This window comes from Nocardiopsis sp. NPDC007018 (assembly GCF_040635075.1).
In the GTDB taxonomy this organism is placed as follows: domain Bacteria; phylum Actinomycetota; class Actinomycetes; order Streptosporangiales; family Streptosporangiaceae; genus Nocardiopsis.
The window spans coordinates 106220-126714 of the sequence record NZ_JBEYHA010000007.1; the positions used below are offsets into that span (position 1 = coordinate 106220).

Genomic DNA, 20495 nt, shown 5'->3' on the forward strand with positions numbered 1-20495 from the left:
GACCGGGGGCCGCGCCCGGGCGCGGCCCCTAGTTCGGCCCTAGTTCGGCATGGGCGGAAGCATCTGCTGCGGCGCGGCGTCCGGGACGAGCAGGAACGCGGCGGCCGCGACGAGCACGAACAGGACGCCGACCACCAGCGTCGCCGTGGCGGTCCAGCGCGCCCATGATCGGCTCCCCGCGTTGAGCAGGGTCAGGGCCAGGGCCGAGGCGAGCACGGTCAGCAGCGCCACCGCCCCGCCCATCCACAGCTGGGCCTCGATGGACCGGATCTGCCCGGCGTCGATCGGCTGCCCGCCGAGCATGATCATGCTGGTGAGGAGCTCCAGGAGCTGGCCTGAGGAGATGGTGACGGCGAGCAGGGCCACGCCGACGATGCTCAGCGTCTCGGTGGAGAAGCCGCCGCCGGGGCGCGGCTCGGGCTCCACGGCGACGAACGCGTACTCCTCGCCGTGCTCGGCCCCGGTGAACCCGTCCTCCGCGCTGTCGGCGGTCTCCGCCGTGCCGGTGTCGGAGGTGACCCCCGGCTCGAACTTCGGCTGCGGCGAGCCCTCCCCGGTGCTCGTGGTGTTCTCGGGCCTGTCGTTGTCTTCCGGTGCGGTACTCACGCGGCCAACGTACCCGCGCACACGGATAAGCGGGACCTAAGAATCACCAGCTCAGACCAGGGATACCGCCAATTTCCGTTCAGCCGACGGCGACGGGCGGGGTCAGCAGCGCGTACGACAGGACCGTGAGCGCGACGAGGAGCAGCCCCACCAGCACGGTCGCGGCGGCCAGGTGGAAGATCCACGGGCGCGTGTCGGGGCGGGACCGGAACAGGGCCGTGGCGGCGGACAGCACGGCCAGCGCCGAGAACAGTCCGGCACCGGTCAGTTCGCCCTGGACCGCGGGTCCGAGCGTGCCCTGGGCGCCGATCAGGGTCTGGGTGTTGAAGATCCCGATCAGCTGGGTGGAGAGCAGGGTGGTGGCGAGCAGCAGGACGCCCGCCACGCTGAAGGTCGCCGGGCCGAAGAGGGAGTCCCGGCGGCGTGCGGGCCGCCCGTCGAGGAAGGCCTCGGAGGCCTCAGAGCCGACGGCGCGGGCCGGGGGCAGGGGGGCGTCCGGTGTGGTCGGCGCGGCGGCCTCGGGGGTCTCCGGGGACGTGGGGGTCACGTCAGGGGTGCTGGGGGACGCGGTGTCTTCTGAGGAGGTACTCACGCGCGCCAAAATACCCCGCGTTCGTCCCGGTTTCGGTCTCCGTAACCGGTTGAATGCGGCCGGTTCCGGCCATTTCGCCCGAGAGTGCCGTTCGCCGGAAAAACAATCAGGGGTGCTTGTTCTTTTGTGTGTCCGGTGTCACCCTCGTTCCCATGACCGCTACAGCAGCCCCTCCTCTGCGGATCGGGAACGCCTCCGGTTTCTACGGCGACCGGCTCGCTGCCGTCCACGAGATGCTCACCGAAGGACCCGTCGACGTCCTCACCGGTGACTACCTGGCCGAACTCACCATGGCCATCCTCGGCCGGGACCAGCTCGCCGACCCCGATCGGGGCTATGCCCGCACCTTCCTGCGACAGATGCGCGCGAGCCTGGCCACCGTCATGGAACGCCGGGTCCGCGTGGTCACCAACGCGGGCGGCCTCAACCCGCGCGGGCTGGCCGATCGCCTCACCGAGCTCGCCGACAGCCTCGGCTTCGAGCCCCGCATCGCCTGCGTCACCGGCGACGACCTCCTGTTCCGCGCCGAGGAGCTCAACCTCGGCACCCCCCTCACCGCCAACGCCTACCTGGGCGCCTTCGGTATCGCCCGCTGCCTCGACGCCGGGGCGGACATCGTGGTCACCGGTCGCGTCACGGACGCCTCCCTCACGGTGGGCCCGGCCATCGCCCACTTCGGCTGGACCCGGGACGACCTCGACGCCCTCGCCGGGGCCACCGCCGCCGGGCACGTCATCGAGTGCGGCACCCAGGCCACCGGCGGCAACTACGCCCTGGCGCACGAACTCCACGGCCGCGACCCCGACCACCCGGGGTTCCCGATCGCCGAGGTCTTCGCCGACGGCACCTCGGTCATCACCAAGCACGCCCGCACCGGCGGCGCGGTCACCGTGGGCACCGTCACGGCCCAGCTCGTCTACGAGATCCGGGGCGCCCGCTACCCCGGGCCCGACGTCACGACCCGCCTGGACACCGTCCGCCTCGACCAGGAGGCCGAGGACCGGGTGCGGATCAGCGGGGTCGAGGGGGAGGCGCCGCCCCCGGACCTCAAGGTCGGCCTGACCGGGATCAGCGGCTTCCGCAACGAGGTCGAGTTCCTCGTCACCGGCCTGGACGCGCCCGCCAAGGCGGCCCAGGCCGAGCGGCAGTTGCGCGCGGCCCTCGACGACCGGGGACCCGCCGACCTCCGGTTCGAGTTCGTTCCCGCCCGCGACCCCCACGGCGACAGCCAGGACGACGCCACCGCCCGCCTGCGCGCGGTCGCACGCGACCACGACCCGGCCGTCATCGGCCGCCGCTTCGGCGCCGCCGCCGTCGAACTCGCCCTGGGAAGCTACGCCGGGTTCCACATCAGCGCGCCGCCCCGCGACGCCCGCCCGGACGGGGTCACGGTCACCCACGCGCTGGTGCCGGCGACCGAGGTCGAACACACCGTCATCACCCCCGACGGCGTGCGCGAACGCGTCGAACACCCCGTCCGCACCAGGACGCTCGCCGAGGTCCCCGAGCCCCCGCTTCCGCAACCCCCGCCCGCAGGCCCCACACGCACGGCACCGCTCGGCCTGGTCGTGGGCGCGCGCAGCGGCGACAAGGGCGCCGACGCCAACGTCGGCGTGTGGGCCACCACCGACGAGGGCTGGCGGTGGCTGGCCCACACCCTCACCGCCGACGCCCTGCGCGGGCTTCTCCCCGAGACCGCCGACCTGCCCGTCACCCGCCACCTGCTGCCGGGCCTGCGCGCCGCCAACTTCTGGATCGAGGGGCTCCTCGCCCCCGGAACGGCCCGCCGTGAGGGGCTCGACCCCCAGGCCAAGGGGCTCGGCGAGTGGTTGCGCGCCCGTCGACTACCACTCCCCGAGTCGTTGTTGGCCGCGACCCGCGCGCCCGCCCCGCTGCCCGAGGAGGGCCCATGAGCGTCCTGACCTCCGCACTCGACACCCGGAGCCCGGCCTACGCCGAGGCCAGGGACACCATGACCGCCAAGCTGGCCGAGCTGGACACGGAGCACGCTCGCGCCCTGGCCGGGGGCGGCGAACGCTACGTGGAACGGCACCGCTCCCGGGGCGGTCTCCTGGCCAGGGAACGGATCGAACTCCTCCTGGACGAGGGCAGTCCCTTCCTCGAACTCTCGCCCCTGGCCGCGTGGGGCAGCGACTTCCACGTGGGGGCCAGCGTCGTCACCGGTGTGGGCGTGGTCTCGGGCGTGGAGTGCGTGATCGTCGCCAACGACCCCACCGTGCGCGGCGGCTCCAGCAACCCGTGGACCCTGCGCAAGTCCCAGCGGGCCGGGGAGATCGCCGAACGCAACCGGATGCCCATGATCAGCCTCGTGGAGTCGGGCGGAGCCGACCTGCCCACCCAGAAGGAGATCTTCATCCCCGGCGGCGGCACCTTCCGCCACCTCACCCGGCTCTCCGCCGCCGGCATCCCCACCGTCGCCCTGGTCTTCGGCAACTCGACGGCGGGCGGCGCCTACATCCCCGGCATGAGCGACCACGTGGTCATGGTGCGGGACCGCGCCAAGGTCTTCCTCGGGGGCCCTCCGCTGGTCAAGGCCGCCACGGGGGAGGAGAGCGACGACGAGTCCCTCGGCGGTGCCCGCATGCACGCCGAGGTCTCCGGGCTGGCCGACCACCTCGCCGAGGACGAGCGCGACGCGATCCGGATCGGCCGCCGGGTCGTGGCCCGCCTCAACCACGTCAAGGCCGGGCCCGTCCCGGCGCGCGCGGTCCGCGAACCCCTCCTGCCCGCAGAGGAGCTCCTCGGGATCATGCCGCCCGACCTCAAGGTCCCGGTGGACCCCCGCGAGGTCATCGCACGGGTGGTGGACGGCTCCGAGTTCGACGAGTTCAAACCCTCCTACGGACCCGGTCTGGTGACCGGCTGGGCCACCCTGCACGGGTACCCGGTCGGCGTCCTGGCCAACGACAACGGGGTGCTGTTCAGCGCCGAGGCGCAAAAGGCCGCCCAGTTCATCCAGCTCGCCAACCGCTCCCACACCCCGCTCGTGTTCCTGCACAACACCACCGGGTACATGGTGGGCGCCGAGTACGAGCAGGGCGGGATCATCAAGCACGGCTCGATGATGATCAACGCCGTCTCCAACAGCACCGTGCCGCACTTCTCGGTGCTCATCGGCGCCTCCTACGGGGCCGGGCACTACGGCATGTGCGGTCGCGCCTACGACCCCCGCTTCCTCTTCTCCTGGCCGAGCGCCCGCTCGGCCGTCATGGGCCCCAAACAGCTCGCCGAGGTCGTCTCGATCGTCGCCCGCGCCTCGGCCGCCAAGAAGGGCCAGCCCTACGACGACGACCAGGACGCCGCCATGCGCGAGCTGGTGGAGAACCAGATCGAGGCCGAGTCCCTGCCGATGTTCCTGTCCGGGCGGGTCTACGACGACGGCGTCATCGATCCCCGTGACACCCGCACCGTCCTCGGGCTGTGCCTGTCCTTCGCCAGCAACGCACCGGTCCGCGGCACCGACCGCTTCGGTGTCTTCCGAATGTGAGAAGGGGAGGACCATGACCCCCACCGAACCCGCCGCCCCCGCCGCGTCGCCCGCCCCGCCCACCGACCCCCGGGTACCCGGCCCCTCCGCCGCGCCCGTCCGGCCCGTCGGCACACTGCTGATCGCCAACCGCGGCGAGATCGCCCGCCGGATCATCCGCACCTGCCGGGCCCTGGGGGTGTCCGCGGTCGCCGTGCACGCCCCCGGAGAGGAGAACGCCGCCCACGTGCGCGAGGCCGACACCGCCGTCCGCCTGCCCGTTCCGGACGGGGGCGGTCCCGTGGACGCCTACCTCGACCCCGGTGCCCTCGTGGCCGCCGCCCGCACCGCCGGTGCCGACGCCGTCCACCCCGGGTACGGCTTCCTGTCCGAGAACGCCGACTTCGCCCGCGCCGTCACCGCTGCGGGACTCACCTGGGTGGGGCCCTCCGCCGAGGCGGTCGAGCGGATGGGTTCCAAGACCCTCGCCAAGGAGGTCGCCCGCGACGCCGGGGTGCCGGTCGCCGACGCCCTCGACCCCGCCGACGTCCGCGCCGACCACCTCCCCGTCCTCGTCAAGGCCGTCTCGGGAGGCGGAGGACGCGGCATGCGCGTGGTCCGCGACCTCGACTCCCTCGCGGCCGAGACCGCGTCCGCGCGGAGCGAGGCGGCCTTGGCCTTCGGCGACCCCGCCGTGTTCTGCGAGCCCTACGTGGAACGCGGCCGCCACGTCGAGGTTCAGGTCCTGGCCGACCAGCACGGCACGGTCTGGGCCGTGGGCGAACGCGACTGCTCCGTCCAGCGCCGCCACCAGAAGGTCCTGGAGGAGGCTCCCGCGCCCGGACTGCCGGAGCCGACCCGCCGCCGACTGCACGCGGCCGCACGCGACCTCGCCGCCGCCATCGGCTACACCGGGGCCGGGACCGCCGAGTTCCTGGTCCCCGTCACCGAACACGGCTGGGGAGACCCCGTCTTCCTGGAGATGAACACCCGACTCCAGGTCGAACACCCGGTCACCGAGTGCGTCACCGGCCTCGACCTCGTGGAGTGGCAGCTGCGCGTCGCCGAGGGCGAGCCCCTGCCCGACACCGGGCCGCCCGCCCCGCGCGGCCACGCCGTGGAGGCCCGGCTGTACGCCGAGGACCCCCTCGACGACTGGCGGCCCCGCACCGGCACGCTGCGCGCCTTCGAGGTCCCCGACGCCCGCTGCCGCTTCGCCCCGCTCGCCGAGCCGGGAGTCCGCCTCGACCACGGGGTGGAGGCGGGCGACACCGTCGGCACCGACTTCGACCCCATGCTGGCCAAGGTCGTCGCCTACGGCAGGGACCGCCGCGACGCCCTGCGCCGCCTCTCCGCCGCCCTGGCCCGCGCCCGCCTGCACGGGGTGGGCACCAACCGGGACCTGCTCGTCCGCGCCCTGCGCCACCCCGACCTCGCGCACGCCGACCGCAGACCGGAGGGGCTGCACACCGGGTTCCTGACCGGCGACCGGCTCGCCGGGCTCGCCCGCCCCCTCGCCGACCACACCGCCGAGGACCTGTCCGCGCTCGCCGCCTCCCTCGCCGCCGTGGAGGCCGCCCGAGGGAGCGGCGTGCTCCCCGCGGGGGTCCCGGCCGGGTGGCGCAACCTGCCCTCGGCTCCGCACCGGCGCCGCCACACCACGCCCGAGGGCCGCGAGACCACCACGTCGTTCAGGTCCGTGCGCGGCACCCACCTGCCCGAACGGGAGGGGGTGCGGGTGCTCTCGGCCGCGCCGCAACGCGTGGTCCTGGAGGTCGACGGGCTCCGGCACGCCTTCGACGTGGACCGGGCCGGGAGCCGGGACGGGTCCGGCACCGACGTGTACGTGGACTCGTCCCTGGGAGCGGTCGTCCTCACGCCCGTGGACCCGCTCCCCGCCCCCGAGACCGCCGTCGACCCCGGCGCCCTGCCCGCGCCCCTGCCCGGCACGGTCACCTCCGTGGAGGTCGCCGTGGGGGAGCGGGTCGCGCCCGGCCAGACCCTGCTGCGCATGGAGGCGATGAAGATGGAGCACCGCGTCACCGCGCCCGCCGCAGGGACCGTACGGGAGCTTCCGGTCGCCGCCGGGGACCGGGTCCCCGCAGGGGCACCGCTGGCCGTCCTCGCCCACACCGACAACGAAGGGCCTGATCAGTGACTGGTGCCATGACCTTCAACGAACCCCCCGAACGCGTCGAGCTGCGCGCCGCCGTCGCGGACCTGGCCGCGAAGTACGGCTCCGAGTACTACCGGGCCAGGGCGAAGGAGGGCGCCTACCTCACCGAGCTGTGGGAGGAGGCGGGCGGCCTGGGCTACCTCGGTGTCAACATCCCCGAGGAGTACGGGGGCGGGGGCGGCGGCATCGGCGACCTGGCCGCCGTCCTGGAGGAGTTCAGCGCGGCGGGCTGCCCCACCCTGATGATGGTGGTCTCCCCGGCCATCTGCGGCACCGTGCTGTCCCGCTTCGGCACCCCCGAGCAGCGTCGGCGCTGGTTGCCCGGCCTGGCCGCCGGAACCACCATCATGGCCTTCGCCATCACCGAACCCGACGCCGGGTCCAACTCCCACCGCATCACCACCACCGCGCGCCGCGACGGCGACGGCTGGGTGCTCAACGGACGCAAGACCTTCATCTCCGGGGTGGACGTCGCGGAGGCCGTCCTCGTCGTCGGGCGGGTCCAGGACGAGGACACCGGCCGCCTCTCCGCCGCCCTGTTCGCCGTCCCCGTCGGCACCCCCGGATTCACCTCCCAGCGCATCGAGATGGACCTGGTCAGCCCCGACCACCAGTACCAGCTGTTCCTCGACGACGTACGGTTGCCCGCCGACGCCCTGGTCGGCGACCCCGAGGCCGGGCTCCTCCAGCTCTTCGCCGGGCTCAACCCCGAACGCATCATGGCGGCGTCCCTGGCCACGGGCAGCGCCCGCCACGCCCTCGACAAGGCCGTGGCCTACGCCAAGGAGCGGACCGTGTGGCGCGACCGCCCCATCGGCTCCCACCAGGGGCTGGCCCACCCGCTGGCCCAGGTGAAGATCGAGACGGAGCAGGCCCGGCTGATGACCCAGCACGCGGCGCTCCGCTACGATTCCGGCGACGACGTGGGCGCCGGTGAGGCGGCCAACATGGCCAAGTACGCCGCCGCCGAGGCGTGCGTGCGGTCGGTCGACCAGGCGGTGCAGACCCTCGGCGGCAACGGACTGGCCAGCGGGTACGGGCTGGGTTCGGCGATCGCGGCCGCCCGCCTGGCCCGGATCGCCCCGGTGAGCCGGGAGATGGTCCTCAACTACGTGGCCCAGCAGTCCCTCGGGCTGCCCAAGTCGTACTGACACGGGAGAGAGGAGGGCGCGGTGGAGACGGCATCCGACCGGGAGCCGAGACAGGAACGCAGCCGGGCCACCCGGGCCCGGCTGCTCGACGCGGCGGTGGAGTGCCTGGCCGCGCGCGGCGTGGCGGGGGCGACCGTGGGAGCGGTCGCCGAGCGCGCCGGGGTGTCCCGGGGCGCCGCCCAGCACCACTTCCCCACCCGCGAGGACCTGCTGCTCGCCGCGCTGCGGCACATGGTGGACGTCCGGGGCGCCGAACTGCGGCGCAGGGCCGAGGCCGTCGCCGGAGGCCCCGGGCGCACTGAGGCGGTGGTGCAGATGGTGGTGGACGCGTTCAGCGGCTCCGGGTTCAACGCCGCCCTCCAGCTGTGGGCCGGGGCCGCCAGCGACCCCGCGCTGCGGGAGCGCGTCATCCCCCTCGAGGAACAGGTGGGACGCGAGGTGCACCGGGCGGCGGTGGAGCTGCTCGGCGCCGACGAGTCCGTGCCCGGCACCCGGGAGGCGGTCCAGGCCACCCTCGACCTCGCCCGGGGCCTGGGCCTGGCCAACCTCCTGACCGACGACGGACCCCGCCGTCGACGGATCGTCCGGCAGTGGGCCGCGATGCTCGACCAGGCCCTGGAGACCAGCCGGTAGGTTCGTACGGTGAGCGCCTACCACCCCGGAGTGGCGGGCGATTATGATCGAGGCCGGTGGTCGGGGGAACCCACCCCGGCGCCTCCTCACGACAGTGCTGCGGACGGGATGGTGGACCGGTGGGTGCGGATGCGGGTAGGGACCTCCCCGACCTGGCCAGACGGGCGGTGGACGCGTTCTCGGAGAGCGCCGCGCGCGGCAGGGACCGCGACGCGCTGATGGACACCGCGTTCGCGCGGCTGTTCGAGCTCTATCAGGCCACGACCGAGGCCGAGCGCGGATCACCGGCCGGGCAGAACTTCAACGCGACCCTGGCCGAGCTCCTCGTGAGCGGTAACAACCCGGTCCGGCTCAGCCTGTACGTGGTGCGCAGCCAGACCGCGGCCGAGAACGGTCGGCACGAGGGCTACCGCCCGGCCTGCTGGCGCCGGTCCATGATCCAGATCCTCGGCGACGCGTTCGTTCCCCTGGACCGCTTCCTGCGGCCCATCGACCTGGAGGCGCTGCCCCGGATCGACGACGCCCTGGAGGCGGTGGCCGCCGACGCCAGTCCGGCCACCGTCGAGGCGGTTCCCGCCTGGGTGCCCGAGACGCACTGGTGGTGGTGGGAACCGGCCCGACAGCGCGGTGAGGAGACCCCTTCGCACACCCGCGCCGACAGCGGCACCCTGGACGCCGTCACGGACTGACCGGCGGTTCCCTCAGGGAGTCGAACCCGCCCCGGGCCGGGACCAGGTGCACCTCTCCGGGCCGTGCGGTGTCCACCGTCTCCTGGAGGTGCAGCATGAGCAGGTCGAAGGCCTCGACCAGGCCGCCGTCGCGCCGGGTGCCGAACGCGGTCACCGCGTCCTCGACCAGGTCGCGCAGGAGTGCCGTCAGGGCGGGCGGGTCCAGGTGCAGCACCAGGGACTCCTCCAGTTCCCGGCCCCGGAAGCAGACGATCCGTACCCCGCGCTCGCCGGGCAGCACCTCGGCCCGTCCGGCGGCCCGGTAGGTCACCGGAGCGCCGATGCCGCTGGGCCGGACCACGGTCTCGGCGCCCTCGCTCAACTCTCTGACCAGCAGGTTCCAGGTCTCGCGCTCGTCCATGCCCCCATGGTCACCCCTGAGGCCGTGTGACGCCAGAGGCGGGCGGGGTTCGTTTCTCAGCGCACGCCCCGAACGCCCCAGACGGCGGCCGCTCCCAGCAGGGAGACGATCCCGCAGATCGTGTACAGCACCGGGTAGCCGCCGAAGTGGACGACCACCGGACCGGCGAGCGCGGGGGCCACCACCTGCGGGCCGGTGCTCGCGATGTTGACGATGCCGAGGTCCTTGGCCCGTCCCTCGGCGGTCGGGAGCACCTCGGTGACCAGCGCGTTGTCCACCGAGAGGAAGACGCCGAACCCCACGCCGAGGACCACCGCGCACACCAGCACGGTGCCCCAGGTGGGGGAGAGGGCCAGCGCGAACGCGGGCAGTCCCATCACGGCCCCGGCGAGGGCGACCAGGCCGCGGCGCCGCCCGATCCGATCCGAGACCATCCCGGCGGCCACGGTGGTGGCCACGACCGCCGTCGTGTACACGAGGATGAGCGTGAGCAGCCCGTCCGTGGCGGAGGAGCCGGGGAACAGCTCCTCGTAGCCCACGGCGTCGCGCAGGAAGTAGAGCAGGTAGAGGACGAACATAGCGTTGCCGGTGCCGATGAGGAACCGGGTGAGGAAGGCCCACGCGAAGTCCGGGTGGCGGCGGGGGGAGACCCACAGGCTCCGGACGAGGTCGCGCCAGGGCGGTCGGGCCGCACGCGGCAGCGGGGGGTCGGGGGAGAGCAGGGCGAAGGGCAGCGCGCACACGAGGGTGAGCACGCCCAGGAGCGTGTACCCGGGCGAGATCTCGGTGACGACCACGGTGACCAGGAGGACGGCCGCTACCACCCCCGCCGACTGGGGGATGCCGATCCATCCGGAGACCGCCCCGCGCTGGCGTCGGGGCACGTGGTCCGGGACGGCGGCGAGCAGGGTGGCGTTCAGGCACGACAGCGCGGTCTGCACGAACGCCCAGCCCAGCAGGACGCCGCCGACGCTCTCCTGGGCGCCGAGGACGACCAGCCCGACACCGCCGAGCAGGGCACCGGCCAGGACCCAGGGCCGTCGGCGGCCCAGGGGGCCGGTGGTGCGGTCCGACAGCGCTCCGGCCAGCGGGGTGGCGACCATGGCCATGGCCGCGCCGATCCCGGTGACCCAGGCCAGGGCGGTCTCCTTGTCGGTGGGGCTGACCCGGCTGATCTGTTCGGGCAGCAGGACCTGGAGGGGGCCGAAGAAGGCCATCCACATGCCGAGGTTGGCCAGGCTGATCCCGGCCACCCACAGGGCGCGGACGTCGCGTGTGGGTTCGGCGAGGGCGCGGGGCGGCGCCGGGGGTGTGCGCACAGTGTGACCCACCTAACATGAGGTTGGTTCATGTTAGTCCGGTCTGGTCGGCGGGGGAAGGACGCGGGGCGATCCCCTGGCAACTAGTCAAGTTTGACTAGTACTGTGGGGGGATGACGGAGACCATGCGCCCCAACGAGACCACCGTGCCCGGCCTGCACACCCACGACCCCCAGGCCACGCTCGAGTTCTACGAGTCACTCGGCTTCGAGGTCACCTGGAAGCAACTGAAGCCCTACGTCTTCCTGGCGTTCCGGTGGAGCGGGTTCGAGCTCAACTACAGCGCCGCGCCCAAGAACCTCGACATCGCGGAGGAGAACACCGGCGGAGCGCTGGTGATGGTCGACGCCGTGGCCCCCTACCACGAGGCCGTCACCGCGGCCATGCGCGCGGCCCACGGCAAGGTGCTCTCCCGGGGTCTGCCGCGTGTCACGCGGCTGCGGCCCGGCGCCAGCCGCTTCACCCTCATGGACCCCTCCGGGAACAGCCTCATCTTCATCCGGCGCGACGAGCCCGAGGGCCTGGACTACGGCGGCTCGCCCGAACTGGAGGGCGTCGCCAAGGCACGTGACCAGGCGCGGATCTACCGCGAGTTCAAGAACGACGACCGCGCCGCCTACCGCCACCTGAAGTCCGCCCTGCGCAGGCACGCCGCGACCGCCACCGCCGTGGACCGGGCCCTGGCCCACGCCACCCTGGTCGAACTGTCGCTGGCCCTGGACGACCCGGACCAGGCACGGACCTGGCGGGCCGAGCTCGCGGCGGTGGAGCTCACGGAGGAGGAGCGCCAGCGGGTCGAACGGGAACTGGACCACGCGCTGCACCTGGAGGAGTGGCGGGACGGCGACGGCCCCCGGGGGTGAGGACGGGGCACCCGGCACCGGGGGTCAGCCCCCGGTGTCGGGCGCCAGCACCCCCGCGAAGGGGGTGCCCCCCTCACCGGAGAACGTGTACGCGCCGCCCTCGATCCGCGCGACCAGCCCCCGGGTCCACGCGGTCTCGGAGTCCGAGGTGTGCACCCACAGGTCCATGACCTCGCCGATGTGCCCCAGCGGTTCCGGGCCCCGGTCGGGGTCGTAGTACCGCACCACCTCGGACCGCCAGCGCTCGAGCCCCGCCAGCCGCCTTCGCAGCAGGACGAGGACCTCCTCCCGGGGCAGGTTCACGGCGAAGCCCAGCCCCGCGGCGAGCACGTCCGGCCGGGTGTCGTGCGACGACAGCGCGGAACGGAGCAGGGCGAAGTACGCGTCGGCGCCACGACCGGTGATCTCGTACTCCACCCGGGGCGGCCCCCCGGCGGTGGACGGCGCGACCTCGTGCGCCACCAGCAGTCCCTGCCGGGCCATCTGCTTGAGCGCGTGGTAGACCGATCCGGGCTTGGCGTTCGACCACTCGTGCGCGCCCCACGCCTCCAGGTCGTTGCGGACCTGGTAGCCGTGGGCCCGCCCGTGGAGCCGGACCGCCCCGAGCACCAGCAAGCGGATGGCCGACATTCCCGCACCCTTCACCCCGTGTGGTCAACGCCGACCAGCCTACGGGGTGAGGGGAGGGGTGGGCCGGTCAGGCCTCCCGGCCGGCGGCCAGCTGCTCCTCCTGGCGCCGGTGCTCGGCGCCCAGCGCGATCGGCGCGCCCAGCCACTCGTCACGCAGGCCGAACGCGTCGACGAGCTGAACCGCGTACGGACGCAGCCCCCGGCACAGGTCGTTCACGGCGGAGGTGACCGCCTTGGTACGGGCCGTGGAGAGCCGCTCGTGCTCCAGGAACCACGCCCGGTCCTCCTCGATCACCGACAGCACGTACAGGTCGCACAGCCGGTTGAGCAGCTTGGCCGTGGACTGGTCGCCGCAGCGGTCGATGCCCGCCACGAACGCCTCCAGCACGATCCGGTCCATGTGCGCCCGACCGGCCGCGAGCACGTGGTCCTGGGCCGCGTTGAACGCCTCGAACGCGTCGCCGCCGTCCTTTCCGGCCCGCCGCAGCCGTCCCGCGAGACCCTCGATGACGTGCTTCTCGCGGTCCTCCAGCAGCTCCAGGTGCCAACCCCGGTTGTACAGGCTCCCCTCCCGGCCCGGTGACGCGGCGACCAGCCTGTCGATCAGCGGGATCGCGGCGGTGCGCTCGATGACCGTCTCGAACACCTTCCCCGCCATGAACCGGGCCAGGCCCAGCTGGTCGAGGTCGCCGAAGGAGTCCTTGAAGTTGGTCAGCAGCGCCTTGGTGAGCTGCTGCAACAGGACCGTGTTGTCGCCCTCGAACGTGGTGAAGATGTCCGAGTCCGCCTTGAGCTGCGGAATGCGGTTCTCCGACAGGTAGCCGGCGCCGCCACACGCCTCGCGGCAGGTCTGGATGGTCTCGGTGGCGTGCCAGGTGGCGACGGCCTTGAGCCCGGCGGCCCGCGACTCCAGCTCGCGCTGGGCGTGCTCGTCGCGCTCCGCGGACCGCGACAGCTCGTGCAGGCGGGTGACCAGCTCCTCCTGGGCGAAGTGCAGGCCGTAGGTGCGGGCCAGCGCGGGCAGGAGCTTGCGCTGGTGCGCCAGGTAGTCGAGCACGCGCACCTCCCGCTCCGGCTGGGAGTCCGTGGCCGGACGGGTGAACTGGCGGCGGGTGTCGGCGTAGCGGATCGCGATCCCCAGCGACGCCTTCGTGGCGGTGCCCGCGCCGCCCGCCACACTGATGCGGCCCCGGATCAGCGTGCCCAGCATGGTGAAGAACCGGCGGTTGGGGTTCTCGACGGGACTGGAGTAGGTGCCGTCCGCGGCCACGTCGCCGTACCGGTTGAGCAGGTCGGTGCGGGGCACGCGCACCCCGTCGAACCACAGGCGGCCGTTGTCCACACCGTTGAGTCCGGCCTTGGGGCCGCAGTCCTCGATGGTCACCCCGGGCATCGGAGCGCCCCCGGCGTCCCGGATCGGCACCATCAGCGCGTGCACGCCGTGCTCGTCGAGCCCGCCCCCGGAGTTGGGGGTGCGCAGCTGGGCGAAGACCACGGCCATGCGGCCGTCGCGCGCGGCGTTGCCGATGTAGTCCTTGCGCGCGGCCTCGTCGGGGGTGTGGACCACGAACTCCCCGGCCTCGGGGTCGTAGGTGGCGGTGGTGCGCAGCCGCTGCACGTCCGAGCCGTGTCCGGTCTCGGTCATCGCGAAGCAGCCGGGCAGCGCCACCGTCATGACGTCGGGCAGGTACCGGCGGTGGTGGGATTCGGTGCCCAGGGCCCGGATGGCGCCGCCGAACAGGCCGAACTGCACACCCATCTTCACCATGAGCGACATGTCCGCGACGAGCATCTCGAAGGCCACCACCGAGGCGCCGATGTCGTCGGTGCCCCCCACGGACTCGGGGAAGCCGTAGGCGGGCACGCCGGTCTCGGCCAGCGCCATGAGCTGGCGGAGGGTGCGGGCGCGGTGGTCCTCCACCGACAGGCCGTACACCGGGGCGAACTCCTCGCCGCGGATGACGTCGCGGGCGCGCTCGCGTACGTGGGCCCACCGCCCGTCGAGCAGGCCGCGCAGTTCGGCCTCGTCCAGCTTCAACAGAGCCTGTTCGCTCATGTGCTCCCCCTGTGGTCGTCGTTGACGCGACCCTCACCTGTTACCACTCCGCGCCGGAGGGCTGCCGAGTACACGCCCGGGTCACGGGTGTGTGGGTCCCAACGTAGGGGGTGGCAGGCGGAACTTCCCCTTCGACTGTTTGTGGTCGAACGAGAACGGTATTCACTGACCAGGACGGAGGTGGTGGAGTGAGGGAAAGGGAAGCGGGTGTGGTGGACGGTCACGACCGGGGGCGGCCGCCCCTCGGGCGCGTCCTGGTGGCGGGGTGGTTCTCCTTCCTGCACGGGGAGGCCACAGCGGGCGACGTCGGCGCTGCCGAGGCGGTGGGCGCCGCGCTGCGGTCGGCCGGAATCGGGCACGACGTCGCGTGGAGCCCCGTCTTCAGACCCGGGGGCCTCTCCTTGAACGAGGCGGAGCGGCGTGACTACTCCGCGCTGGTCTTCGTCTGCGGGCCGGTCAGCGGTGAGCAGGTACGCGACCTGCACCGGCGGTTCCCGCGGTGCCGACGCGTCGCGGTGGGCGTCTCCGTGGTGGACCCGGGCGATCCCGCCTTCCTCGGCTTCGACACGGTCCTGCCCCGGGACGGAACGGGGGCACGGCCCGAGCGCGATCTGGCGCCCGGCGCTCCGAGGAGGGGGCGGGAGCTTCCGGTCGTCGGGGTGATCCTCGCGCCGGGGCAGCCCGAGTACGGTGCCCGCGCGGCTCATGACCGGGTCCACCACACCTTGGGCGCGTGGTTGGTCTCCAAGGACTGCGCCCGTGTGTCCCTCGACACCCGACTCGACCGAGCCGACTGGAGGCACTGCGCGGACCCCCGTCAGTTCGACGGCCTGGTGCGCCGCACCGACCTCGTGGTGACCACTCGCCTGCACGGTCTCGCCCTTGCCCTGCGCAACGGTGTGCCCGCGCTCGCGGTGGACCCCGTCGTCCACGGGGCGAAGGTCGCGGCGCAGGGCTGGGCCTGGGACTGGCCGGTGCTGACGGTCGCGGACCACGTCCGGGGCCCGGACCCCGCTTCGCTGGACCGGTGGTGGGAGTGGTGTCTGGAAGAGGGGCGTGTCGAAGCCGGACTCAGGGCGGCGGACACGGTCTCGCCGCTGGGGGGCCGACTGGTGGAGGTTCTCCGTGGAGAGGGGACCGTCCTCGGCGGGAGTTGAACGGTCCGCGTGCGCACGCCGTGCCGGAGTCCCGGCATACGTCGACCGGAGGCGGTCAGACGGCGATGCCGGGCAGGGGGGCGGGTACGGCGGTGGGGGCCGGCGCGGCGTCGACACCGTTCAGCAGGGTGTCCAGGGAGAGGCCGAGGGTGGCCGCGACGGCCGCGACGGTGAAGAAGGCCGGGGTGGGGATGCGGCCGCCCTCGATCTTGCGCAGGGTCTCCACGGAGATCCCCGCGTGGCGGGCCACGTCCACCATGGTGCGGTCGCCGCGCGCCTCGCGCAGGAGGGCGCCCAGGGCGCGGCCGCGTGCGATCTGCTCTTCGGACAGCGGTTCTCGAACCATGCGCCGAGTCTATCCCGCCCGCTCGGAGTCGTATTGAAATACCGGTATAGTCATTCGCACACCGTCCCGGAAACACCGTCCCGGAAAGGGAAACACGTGGTCGAGATCAAGACCCCCGAGGAGATCGCCCTCATGCGCGAGGCCGGACGCGTCGTCGCCCGAGCGCTCGCCGCCGGCCGCGCGGCCGCCGCACCGGGCCGCACCACCGCCGACCTCGACCGCGCCGCCGCCGAGGTGATCACCGAAGCGGGCGCCGAGCCGCTCTTCCTGGGCTACCAACCGGCGTGGGCGCCCACGCCCTTCCCCGGGGTGGCCTGCGTGAGCGTCAACGACGAGATCGTCCACGGGGTCCCCGGCGACCGGGTCCTGCGCGACGGCGACCTGGTCAGCCTGGACTGCGGGGCGCGGCTGCGCGGCTGGTCCGCCGACGCCGCCGTCAGCTTCGTGGTGGGCGAGGCCGACCCGGCCGACCTCGCGCTGATCACCGCCACCGAGGCAGCCCTGGCCCGGGGCATCGCCGCCGCGCGGCCCGGCGACCGCGTGGGCGACATCGGACACGCCATCGCGACCGAGGCCCGCGCCGCCGGGTACGGGCTCACCGCCGACCACGGCGGACACGGCATCGGACGCACCATGCACGAGGCGCCCGACATCGCCAACGACGGACGCCCCGGCCGTGGGTACCGGCTGACCCCGGGGCTGGTCGTGGCGATCGAACCCATGCTGGTCCGCGGCGGCTCCGACGGCTACGCGCACGGCGACGACGGATGGACCGTGCTCAGCGACGACGGCACCAGGGCCGCCCACTGCGAACACACCGTGGCCGTCACCGAGGACGGTCCGGTGGTACTCACCCTTCCCTGAGGGCCGGTGGGGGTTCGCCCGAAACCCCCACCGGCCGCCCCGCGCGGGGTCACACCAGGCCGGGGAGCTTCAGCTCCAGGGTCCCGCCGTCGGCGTCCAACACCGCCGGAACCCCCAACGGCACGGTGAGCTGTGCGGCGCAGTGCCCGAAGTCCAGACCCCACAGCACCGGGACCCCCAACGGCTCCAGACGGTCCCGCATCAGCTCGGCGACGACCTTCAGGTCGGGCGGACAGTCCGTCCACGTACCCAGGGCCACCCCGGCCACACCGTCCATCCACCCGGTCCGCAGCAGGTGGGTGAGCATCCGGTCCAACCGGGCCGCGTCCTCGTTGACGTCCTCCAGCACCAGGATGCCGCCCGCCGCCGACAACCGGCTGTGCGGCGTGGCCAGACCGTCGTTGAGCAGGCTCAGGTTCCCGCCGAAGGTCACCCCCGACGCCCGGCCCGGCACCAGGGCCCGCGTGTCCGGCGACGTCAGCAGCGTGCGCAGCTCCGGGGAGAACAACGTGGTGCGCAGCTCCCGCTGCGCCACGTCGTCACCCACGAAGTAGCGGGTCCCCGCCACCGGGCCGTGCACCGTCGCCACACCCAGTTCCACGGCGAACGCCTCGTGCAGCGCGGTGATGTCGCTGAACCCGACCAACGCCTTGGGCGCGGCCCCCCGCATCGCCCCGAAGTCCAGGTGGTCCAGCATCCGGTGCGCGCCGTCACCGCCGCGCGCGCAGAACACCGCTCGTACACCGGGATCACACCACGCCGCCTGGAGGTCCCCGGCCCGGTCCCGGTCCTCACCCGCCAGGTACGGCAGCACCGGATGGCGGTCGCGCACGTGCGGGGCCAGCTCGACCTCCAGACCCCACCCGCGCAGCACCTCCACCGCCGCGTCCAGCTGCTGCTCCGGAACCGGGCTGCACGGAGCGACCAGGCGCACCCGGTCACCCACCCGCAGCCTCGGCGGGCGGGTCAGAGCCCGCGCCCTCCGGGACTCCTCCAGGGGCTCGGGGCCCCCGCCGCGCACCTCGGTCACCGACTCACCCACGTTGGTCCCCATCCCCTCGTCCGTGCCCGCTCACGCGCGCAGGAAGCTGTCCAGCACGCGCACTCCGAACCGGAGCCCCTCCAACGGCACCCGCTCGTCCACCCCGTGCAGCAGGCCCGGGTAGTCGACGCCCCCGGGCAGCCGCATGGGGGAGAAGCCGTAGCAGTCGATCCCCAGCCGCGCGAACACCTTCGCGTCCGTCCCCCCGCCCAGACACACCGGCACCACCAGACCCTCCGGATCGTGCGCCAGGACCGCCGCGCGCAACGCGTCGAAGGCGGGCGAGTCCACCGGGGCCTCCACCGGCGGAGAACCGTGCGCGTACTCCCACTCCACACGGTCGCCGGTCAGCGCGTCCATCGTCTCCTCGAACCGCTCCCGGCCCCCGGGAAGGACGCGGCCGTCCACACCCGCCGTCGCCGTACCCGGCACCACGTTCACCTTGTACCCGGCCGAGAGCATCGTCGGGGCGGCGCTGTTGCGCACCGTCGCCGACACCAGCGGCGCGGCCGTGCCGAACTTCGCCACCAGGGCGTCCACGGCCTCGTTGGTCGCGGTGTCGCCCGGTACGCGCTCCACCCCCAGCGCCCGCGCGATCGCGTCGATCGCCTCCTCGGTGACCGGGGTCAGGTGCAGCGGCCAACGGTGCTGGTCGACACGGGCCACCGCCGCCGCCAGCGCGCCCACCGCGTTGTCGCGCGGCGGCCGCGAACCGTGCCCGGCCGTCCCGTGGGCGCGCAGCGTCAGCCAGGCGCTGCCCCGCTCGGCCGCGCCGATCGGGTACAGCCGCACCGGGTCGCCCCCGGTGGTCCGCGCATGCACGGTGTGTCCACCGCCCTCGCCGATCGCCACCGCGCAGCCCTCGAACAGGTCGGCGTGGCCGCGCACCAGGTAGTCGGCACCGTAGGCGGCACTGTCCTCCTCGTCCGCCACGAACGCCAGCACGATGTCGCGTCGGGGACGCAGGCCCGTCCGCGCCCAGTACCGGACCACGGCGGTCACCATTCCCACCGTGTTCTTCATGTCCACCGCGCCTCGTCCCCACAGCGAGGGGACACCGGTCACCGGACAGTCCGCGATCTCCCCGGCGAACGGCGGGAACGTCCAGTCGTGCCCGTCCGCGGGCACCACGTCCAGGTGCCCGTGTACCAGCAGGGCCCGCGCGTCCGGATCGGTCCCGGGCACGCGCACCACCACGTTCGCGCGCCGGTCGGCGGACTCGAGGACCACCGGCGACAGCCCGGCCTCCCCGAGGGCCTCGGCCGCGAACTCGGCGGAGGCGCGCTCGTCGCCCACGCCCCGTCCGTGGTTGGTGGAGTCCCGCCGGATCAGTTCCCGGGTCAGGTGGACGGCGTCCTCTCCCGCCTCGGACAGCGCGGTCTCTCTGTCCGTCAGGGAGGTGTTGGTGTGGCCCACGGGCTCGGCCTCTCTCAGGGTGCGGGGGTCGTTCACTTCAGTCAGTTCTACCGGCTCGCGATCCCTCGCGAGCGCAAGTCACCCGTAGTCCTTCTCCATGGCGTTCGAGATCAGGGTGCAGACGGCCTTGAACGTCCGGATCATCTCGTAGGCGTCGGGCGACGTGTACTCGACCCGTCGCGGGGTCGTACGCGTCACCCCGGGCACGATCGCGGCCGCCTGCGCCAGCTGCGCGGAGTCGACCTCGACCTCCAGCGTCTTGGGCGAGCGCTCCACCGACTCGCCCCGCCCCGCCAGGGCCACCGCGCCCCGTGCCGCCTCCCGGATGTCCGCGGCCGTCCGCGCGGGCGGACGGCACCGGGCAGCGTACCGGCTCACGTGGTCCTTGACCGCCACCGTCGGAGCCGAGGGCGCGTACCGGGCCGCGTCCGCGCACGCCAGGTCGTCGCCGGTCACCAGGATCACGGGGGTGCCGTACTCCGCGACGACCGCCGCGTTCAGGTAGCCCTCGCTCGCCACGTGGCCGTCCAGCCACACCCCGGTGAGCGCGTTCGGCAGGTAGGTGTGGGCGAGCACGCCGTCCTCGCCCGCCGCGCAGTGGTATCCGAGGAAGACGATCCCGTCGACGTCTCCCGACTGGACGCCCTCCACCATGGAGAGCTCCTTGTGGCGCCCGGTGATCATCGTGGCCCGCTCGTCCAACCGCTCCAGGAGAAGGTTGCGCATGGTGGAGTGGGCCTCGTTGACGAGCACCTCGGTGGCGCCGCCCTCGAACAACCCGCCGATCGCGGCGTTGACGTCGCTGGTGAACAGGGAACGGCAGCGCTGCCACTGCTCGGTCCCGGGCTCGCAGTCGGCGGGCCAGGTGACGCCGGTGGCGCCCTCCATGTCCGCGGAGATGAGGATCTTCATCCAGCAGACCCTAGCCTTCCGCCCCGGAGAAGGGGAGCCCCTGTGCGGCCCCGCTGGAGGGGCACCGCCCGGTTCGGGTGGCGCTCGCGCGCGCCGTACCCCGCGAACGTCAGCGTGCGCGCCCGACAATTCCTCCCATGATCGGATGAAACGCCC

The 20495-nt window shown here is 73.4% G+C and carries 19 protein-coding genes; 9 read left to right on the top strand and 10 right to left on the bottom strand.

The genetic code is table 11. The features are described from left to right. Positions 1 to 39: 39 nt before the first annotated feature. Together ABZ635_RS05595 and ABZ635_RS05600 are read right to left on the bottom strand one after the other, a co-directional pair. Entirely contained in the window at positions 40 to 606 is a 567-nt protein-coding gene (locus ABZ635_RS05595) for a hypothetical protein (protein ID WP_357759386.1), read from the bottom strand. 79 nt (positions 607 to 685) lie between these two features. After that, positions 686 to 1153: a hypothetical protein gene (locus ABZ635_RS05600; protein ID WP_357759389.1), complete on the bottom strand. Its 468-nt coding sequence runs from the start codon at positions 1151 to 1153 to the stop codon at positions 686 to 688. A gap of 197 nt (positions 1154 to 1350) precedes the next feature. Between ABZ635_RS05600 and ABZ635_RS05605 the strand changes: the two genes are divergently transcribed. The 6 genes from ABZ635_RS05605 to ABZ635_RS05630 all read left to right on the top strand — a co-directional run bounded on the left by ABZ635_RS05605 (position 1351) and on the right by ABZ635_RS05630 (position 9334). Next, entirely contained in the window at positions 1351 to 3111 is a 1761-nt protein-coding gene (locus ABZ635_RS05605) for an acyclic terpene utilization AtuA family protein (RefSeq protein WP_357759391.1), read from the top strand. Continuing rightward, a complete protein-coding gene (locus ABZ635_RS05610) occupies positions 3108 to 4706 on the top strand; it encodes a carboxyl transferase domain-containing protein (protein WP_357759393.1) in 1599 nt (532 codons plus the stop codon). The genes ABZ635_RS05605 and ABZ635_RS05610 overlap by 4 nt, the downstream gene beginning before the upstream one ends. A 13-nt stretch (positions 4707 to 4719) precedes the next feature. Beyond that, positions 4720 to 6843 (top strand): biotin carboxylase N-terminal domain-containing protein, encoded by a 2124-nt coding sequence (locus tag ABZ635_RS05615; RefSeq protein WP_357759395.1) that lies wholly within the window; start codon positions 4720 to 4722, stop codon positions 6841 to 6843. An 8-nt stretch (positions 6844 to 6851) separates the two neighbouring features. Continuing rightward, positions 6852 to 8012 carry an acyl-CoA dehydrogenase family protein gene (locus ABZ635_RS05620; RefSeq protein WP_357759398.1) on the top strand — a complete coding sequence of 387 codons (1161 nt, stop codon included), beginning with the start codon at positions 6852 to 6854 and terminating at the stop codon, positions 8010 to 8012. Between the two features lie 21 nt (positions 8013 to 8033). Continuing rightward, entirely contained in the window at positions 8034 to 8645 is a 612-nt protein-coding gene (locus ABZ635_RS05625; RefSeq protein WP_357759401.1) for a TetR family transcriptional regulator, read from the top strand. Positions 8646 to 8812: 167 nt separating this feature from the next. Continuing rightward, on the top strand, positions 8813 to 9334 hold the full coding sequence (locus ABZ635_RS05630) for a hypothetical protein (RefSeq protein WP_357759523.1): 522 nt from the start codon (positions 8813 to 8815) through the stop codon (positions 9332 to 9334). Here ABZ635_RS05630 and ABZ635_RS05635 read toward each other — a convergent pair. Both ABZ635_RS05635 and ABZ635_RS05640 read right to left on the bottom strand, forming a co-directional pair. Continuing rightward, positions 9324 to 9734: a hypothetical protein gene (locus tag ABZ635_RS05635; protein WP_357759404.1), complete on the bottom strand. Its 411-nt coding sequence runs from the start codon at positions 9732 to 9734 to the stop codon at positions 9324 to 9326. The two genes, ABZ635_RS05630 and ABZ635_RS05635, sit on opposite strands and share 11 nt — an antisense overlap. A 56-nt stretch (positions 9735 to 9790) precedes the next feature. Next, positions 9791 to 11053, bottom strand: coding sequence for an MFS transporter (locus ABZ635_RS05640; protein WP_357759406.1), 1263 nt, complete (start codon positions 11051 to 11053; stop codon positions 9791 to 9793). Between the two features lie 113 nt (positions 11054 to 11166). Between ABZ635_RS05640 and ABZ635_RS05645 the strand changes: the two genes are divergently transcribed. Continuing rightward, positions 11167 to 11916 (top strand): glyoxalase, encoded by a 750-nt coding sequence (locus ABZ635_RS05645; RefSeq protein WP_357759408.1) that lies wholly within the window; start codon positions 11167 to 11169, stop codon positions 11914 to 11916. A 24-nt stretch (positions 11917 to 11940) separates the two neighbouring features. Here the strand turns inward: ABZ635_RS05645 and ABZ635_RS05650 are convergent, their stop codons facing one another. Both ABZ635_RS05650 and ABZ635_RS05655 read right to left on the bottom strand, forming a co-directional pair. Beyond that, complete coding sequence (locus ABZ635_RS05650; protein ID WP_357759411.1) at positions 11941 to 12546, bottom strand: PadR family transcriptional regulator; 606 nt, start codon at positions 12544 to 12546, stop codon at positions 11941 to 11943. A 67-nt stretch (positions 12547 to 12613) separates the two neighbouring features. Then, complete coding sequence (locus tag ABZ635_RS05655) at positions 12614 to 14602, bottom strand: acyl-CoA dehydrogenase (RefSeq protein ID WP_357759413.1); 1989 nt, start codon at positions 14600 to 14602, stop codon at positions 12614 to 12616. Positions 14603 to 14790: 188 nt separating this feature from the next. Here ABZ635_RS05655 and ABZ635_RS05660 point away from each other — a divergent pair, with 188 nt between their 5' ends. Further along, a complete protein-coding gene (locus ABZ635_RS05660; protein WP_357759416.1) occupies positions 14791 to 15759 on the top strand; it encodes a polysaccharide pyruvyl transferase family protein in 969 nt (322 codons plus the stop codon). A gap of 55 nt (positions 15760 to 15814) precedes the next feature. On the opposite strand, the gene ABZ635_RS05665 is transcribed toward ABZ635_RS05660, so the two are convergent. Further along, positions 15815 to 16105 (bottom strand): helix-turn-helix domain-containing protein, encoded by a 291-nt coding sequence (locus ABZ635_RS05665; RefSeq protein ID WP_357759419.1) that lies wholly within the window; start codon positions 16103 to 16105, stop codon positions 15815 to 15817. Between the two features lie 96 nt (positions 16106 to 16201). On the opposite strand from ABZ635_RS05665, the gene map reads away from it, so the two are divergent. Continuing rightward, the gene (gene map / locus ABZ635_RS05670) at positions 16202 to 16969 is read left to right on the top strand and encodes a type I methionyl aminopeptidase (protein ID WP_357759422.1); all 768 of its coding nucleotides are present in this window, start codon (positions 16202 to 16204) and stop codon (positions 16967 to 16969) included. Between the two features lie 49 nt (positions 16970 to 17018). Here map and ABZ635_RS05675 read toward each other — a convergent pair whose 3' ends face one another. From ABZ635_RS05675 to ABZ635_RS05685, 3 genes are all read right to left on the bottom strand, one after another. After that, positions 17019 to 18023, bottom strand: coding sequence for an LD-carboxypeptidase (locus tag ABZ635_RS05675; RefSeq protein WP_357759424.1), 1005 nt, complete (start codon positions 18021 to 18023; stop codon positions 17019 to 17021). 18 nt (positions 18024 to 18041) lie between these two features. Next, positions 18042 to 19427, bottom strand: a complete 1386-nt coding sequence (locus ABZ635_RS05680) for a M20/M25/M40 family metallo-hydrolase (protein WP_357759526.1) — start codon at positions 19425 to 19427, stop codon at positions 18042 to 18044. A gap of 78 nt (positions 19428 to 19505) precedes the next feature. Next, complete coding sequence (locus ABZ635_RS05685; protein WP_357759427.1) at positions 19506 to 20339, bottom strand: M55 family metallopeptidase; 834 nt, start codon at positions 20337 to 20339, stop codon at positions 19506 to 19508. Positions 20340 to 20495 lie beyond the last annotated feature (156 nt).

What these genes read in the sequence shown, in the direction of transcription:
- ABZ635_RS05685 (WP_357759427.1), bottom strand. Translation starts at nt 20,339, where the DNA reads ATGAAGATCCTCATCTCCGCGGACATGGAGGGCGCCACCGGCGTCACC.
- ABZ635_RS05650 (WP_357759411.1), bottom strand. Translation starts at nt 12,546, where the DNA reads ATGTCGGCCATCCGCTTGCTGGTGCTCGGGGCGGTCCGGCTCCACGGG.
- ABZ635_RS05665 (WP_357759419.1), bottom strand. Translation starts at nt 16,105, where the DNA reads ATGGTTCGAGAACCGCTGTCCGAAGAGCAGATCGCACGCGGCCGCGCC.
- ABZ635_RS05615 (WP_357759395.1), top strand. Translation starts at nt 4,720, where the DNA reads ATGACCCCCACCGAACCCGCCGCCCCCGCCGCGTCGCCCGCCCCGCCC.
- ABZ635_RS05655 (WP_357759413.1), bottom strand. Translation starts at nt 14,602, where the DNA reads ATGAGCGAACAGGCTCTGTTGAAGCTGGACGAGGCCGAACTGCGCGGC.
- ABZ635_RS05610 (WP_357759393.1), top strand. Translation starts at nt 3,108, where the DNA reads ATGAGCGTCCTGACCTCCGCACTCGACACCCGGAGCCCGGCCTACGCC.
- ABZ635_RS05645 (WP_357759408.1), top strand. Translation starts at nt 11,167, where the DNA reads ATGACGGAGACCATGCGCCCCAACGAGACCACCGTGCCCGGCCTGCAC.
- ABZ635_RS05620 (WP_357759398.1), top strand. Translation starts at nt 6,852, where the DNA reads ATGACCTTCAACGAACCCCCCGAACGCGTCGAGCTGCGCGCCGCCGTC.
- ABZ635_RS05675 (WP_357759424.1), bottom strand. Translation starts at nt 18,023, where the DNA reads ATGGGGACCAACGTGGGTGAGTCGGTGACCGAGGTGCGCGGCGGGGGC.
- ABZ635_RS05605 (WP_357759391.1), top strand. Translation starts at nt 1,351, where the DNA reads ATGACCGCTACAGCAGCCCCTCCTCTGCGGATCGGGAACGCCTCCGGT.
- ABZ635_RS05635 (WP_357759404.1), bottom strand. Translation starts at nt 9,734, where the DNA reads ATGGACGAGCGCGAGACCTGGAACCTGCTGGTCAGAGAGTTGAGCGAG.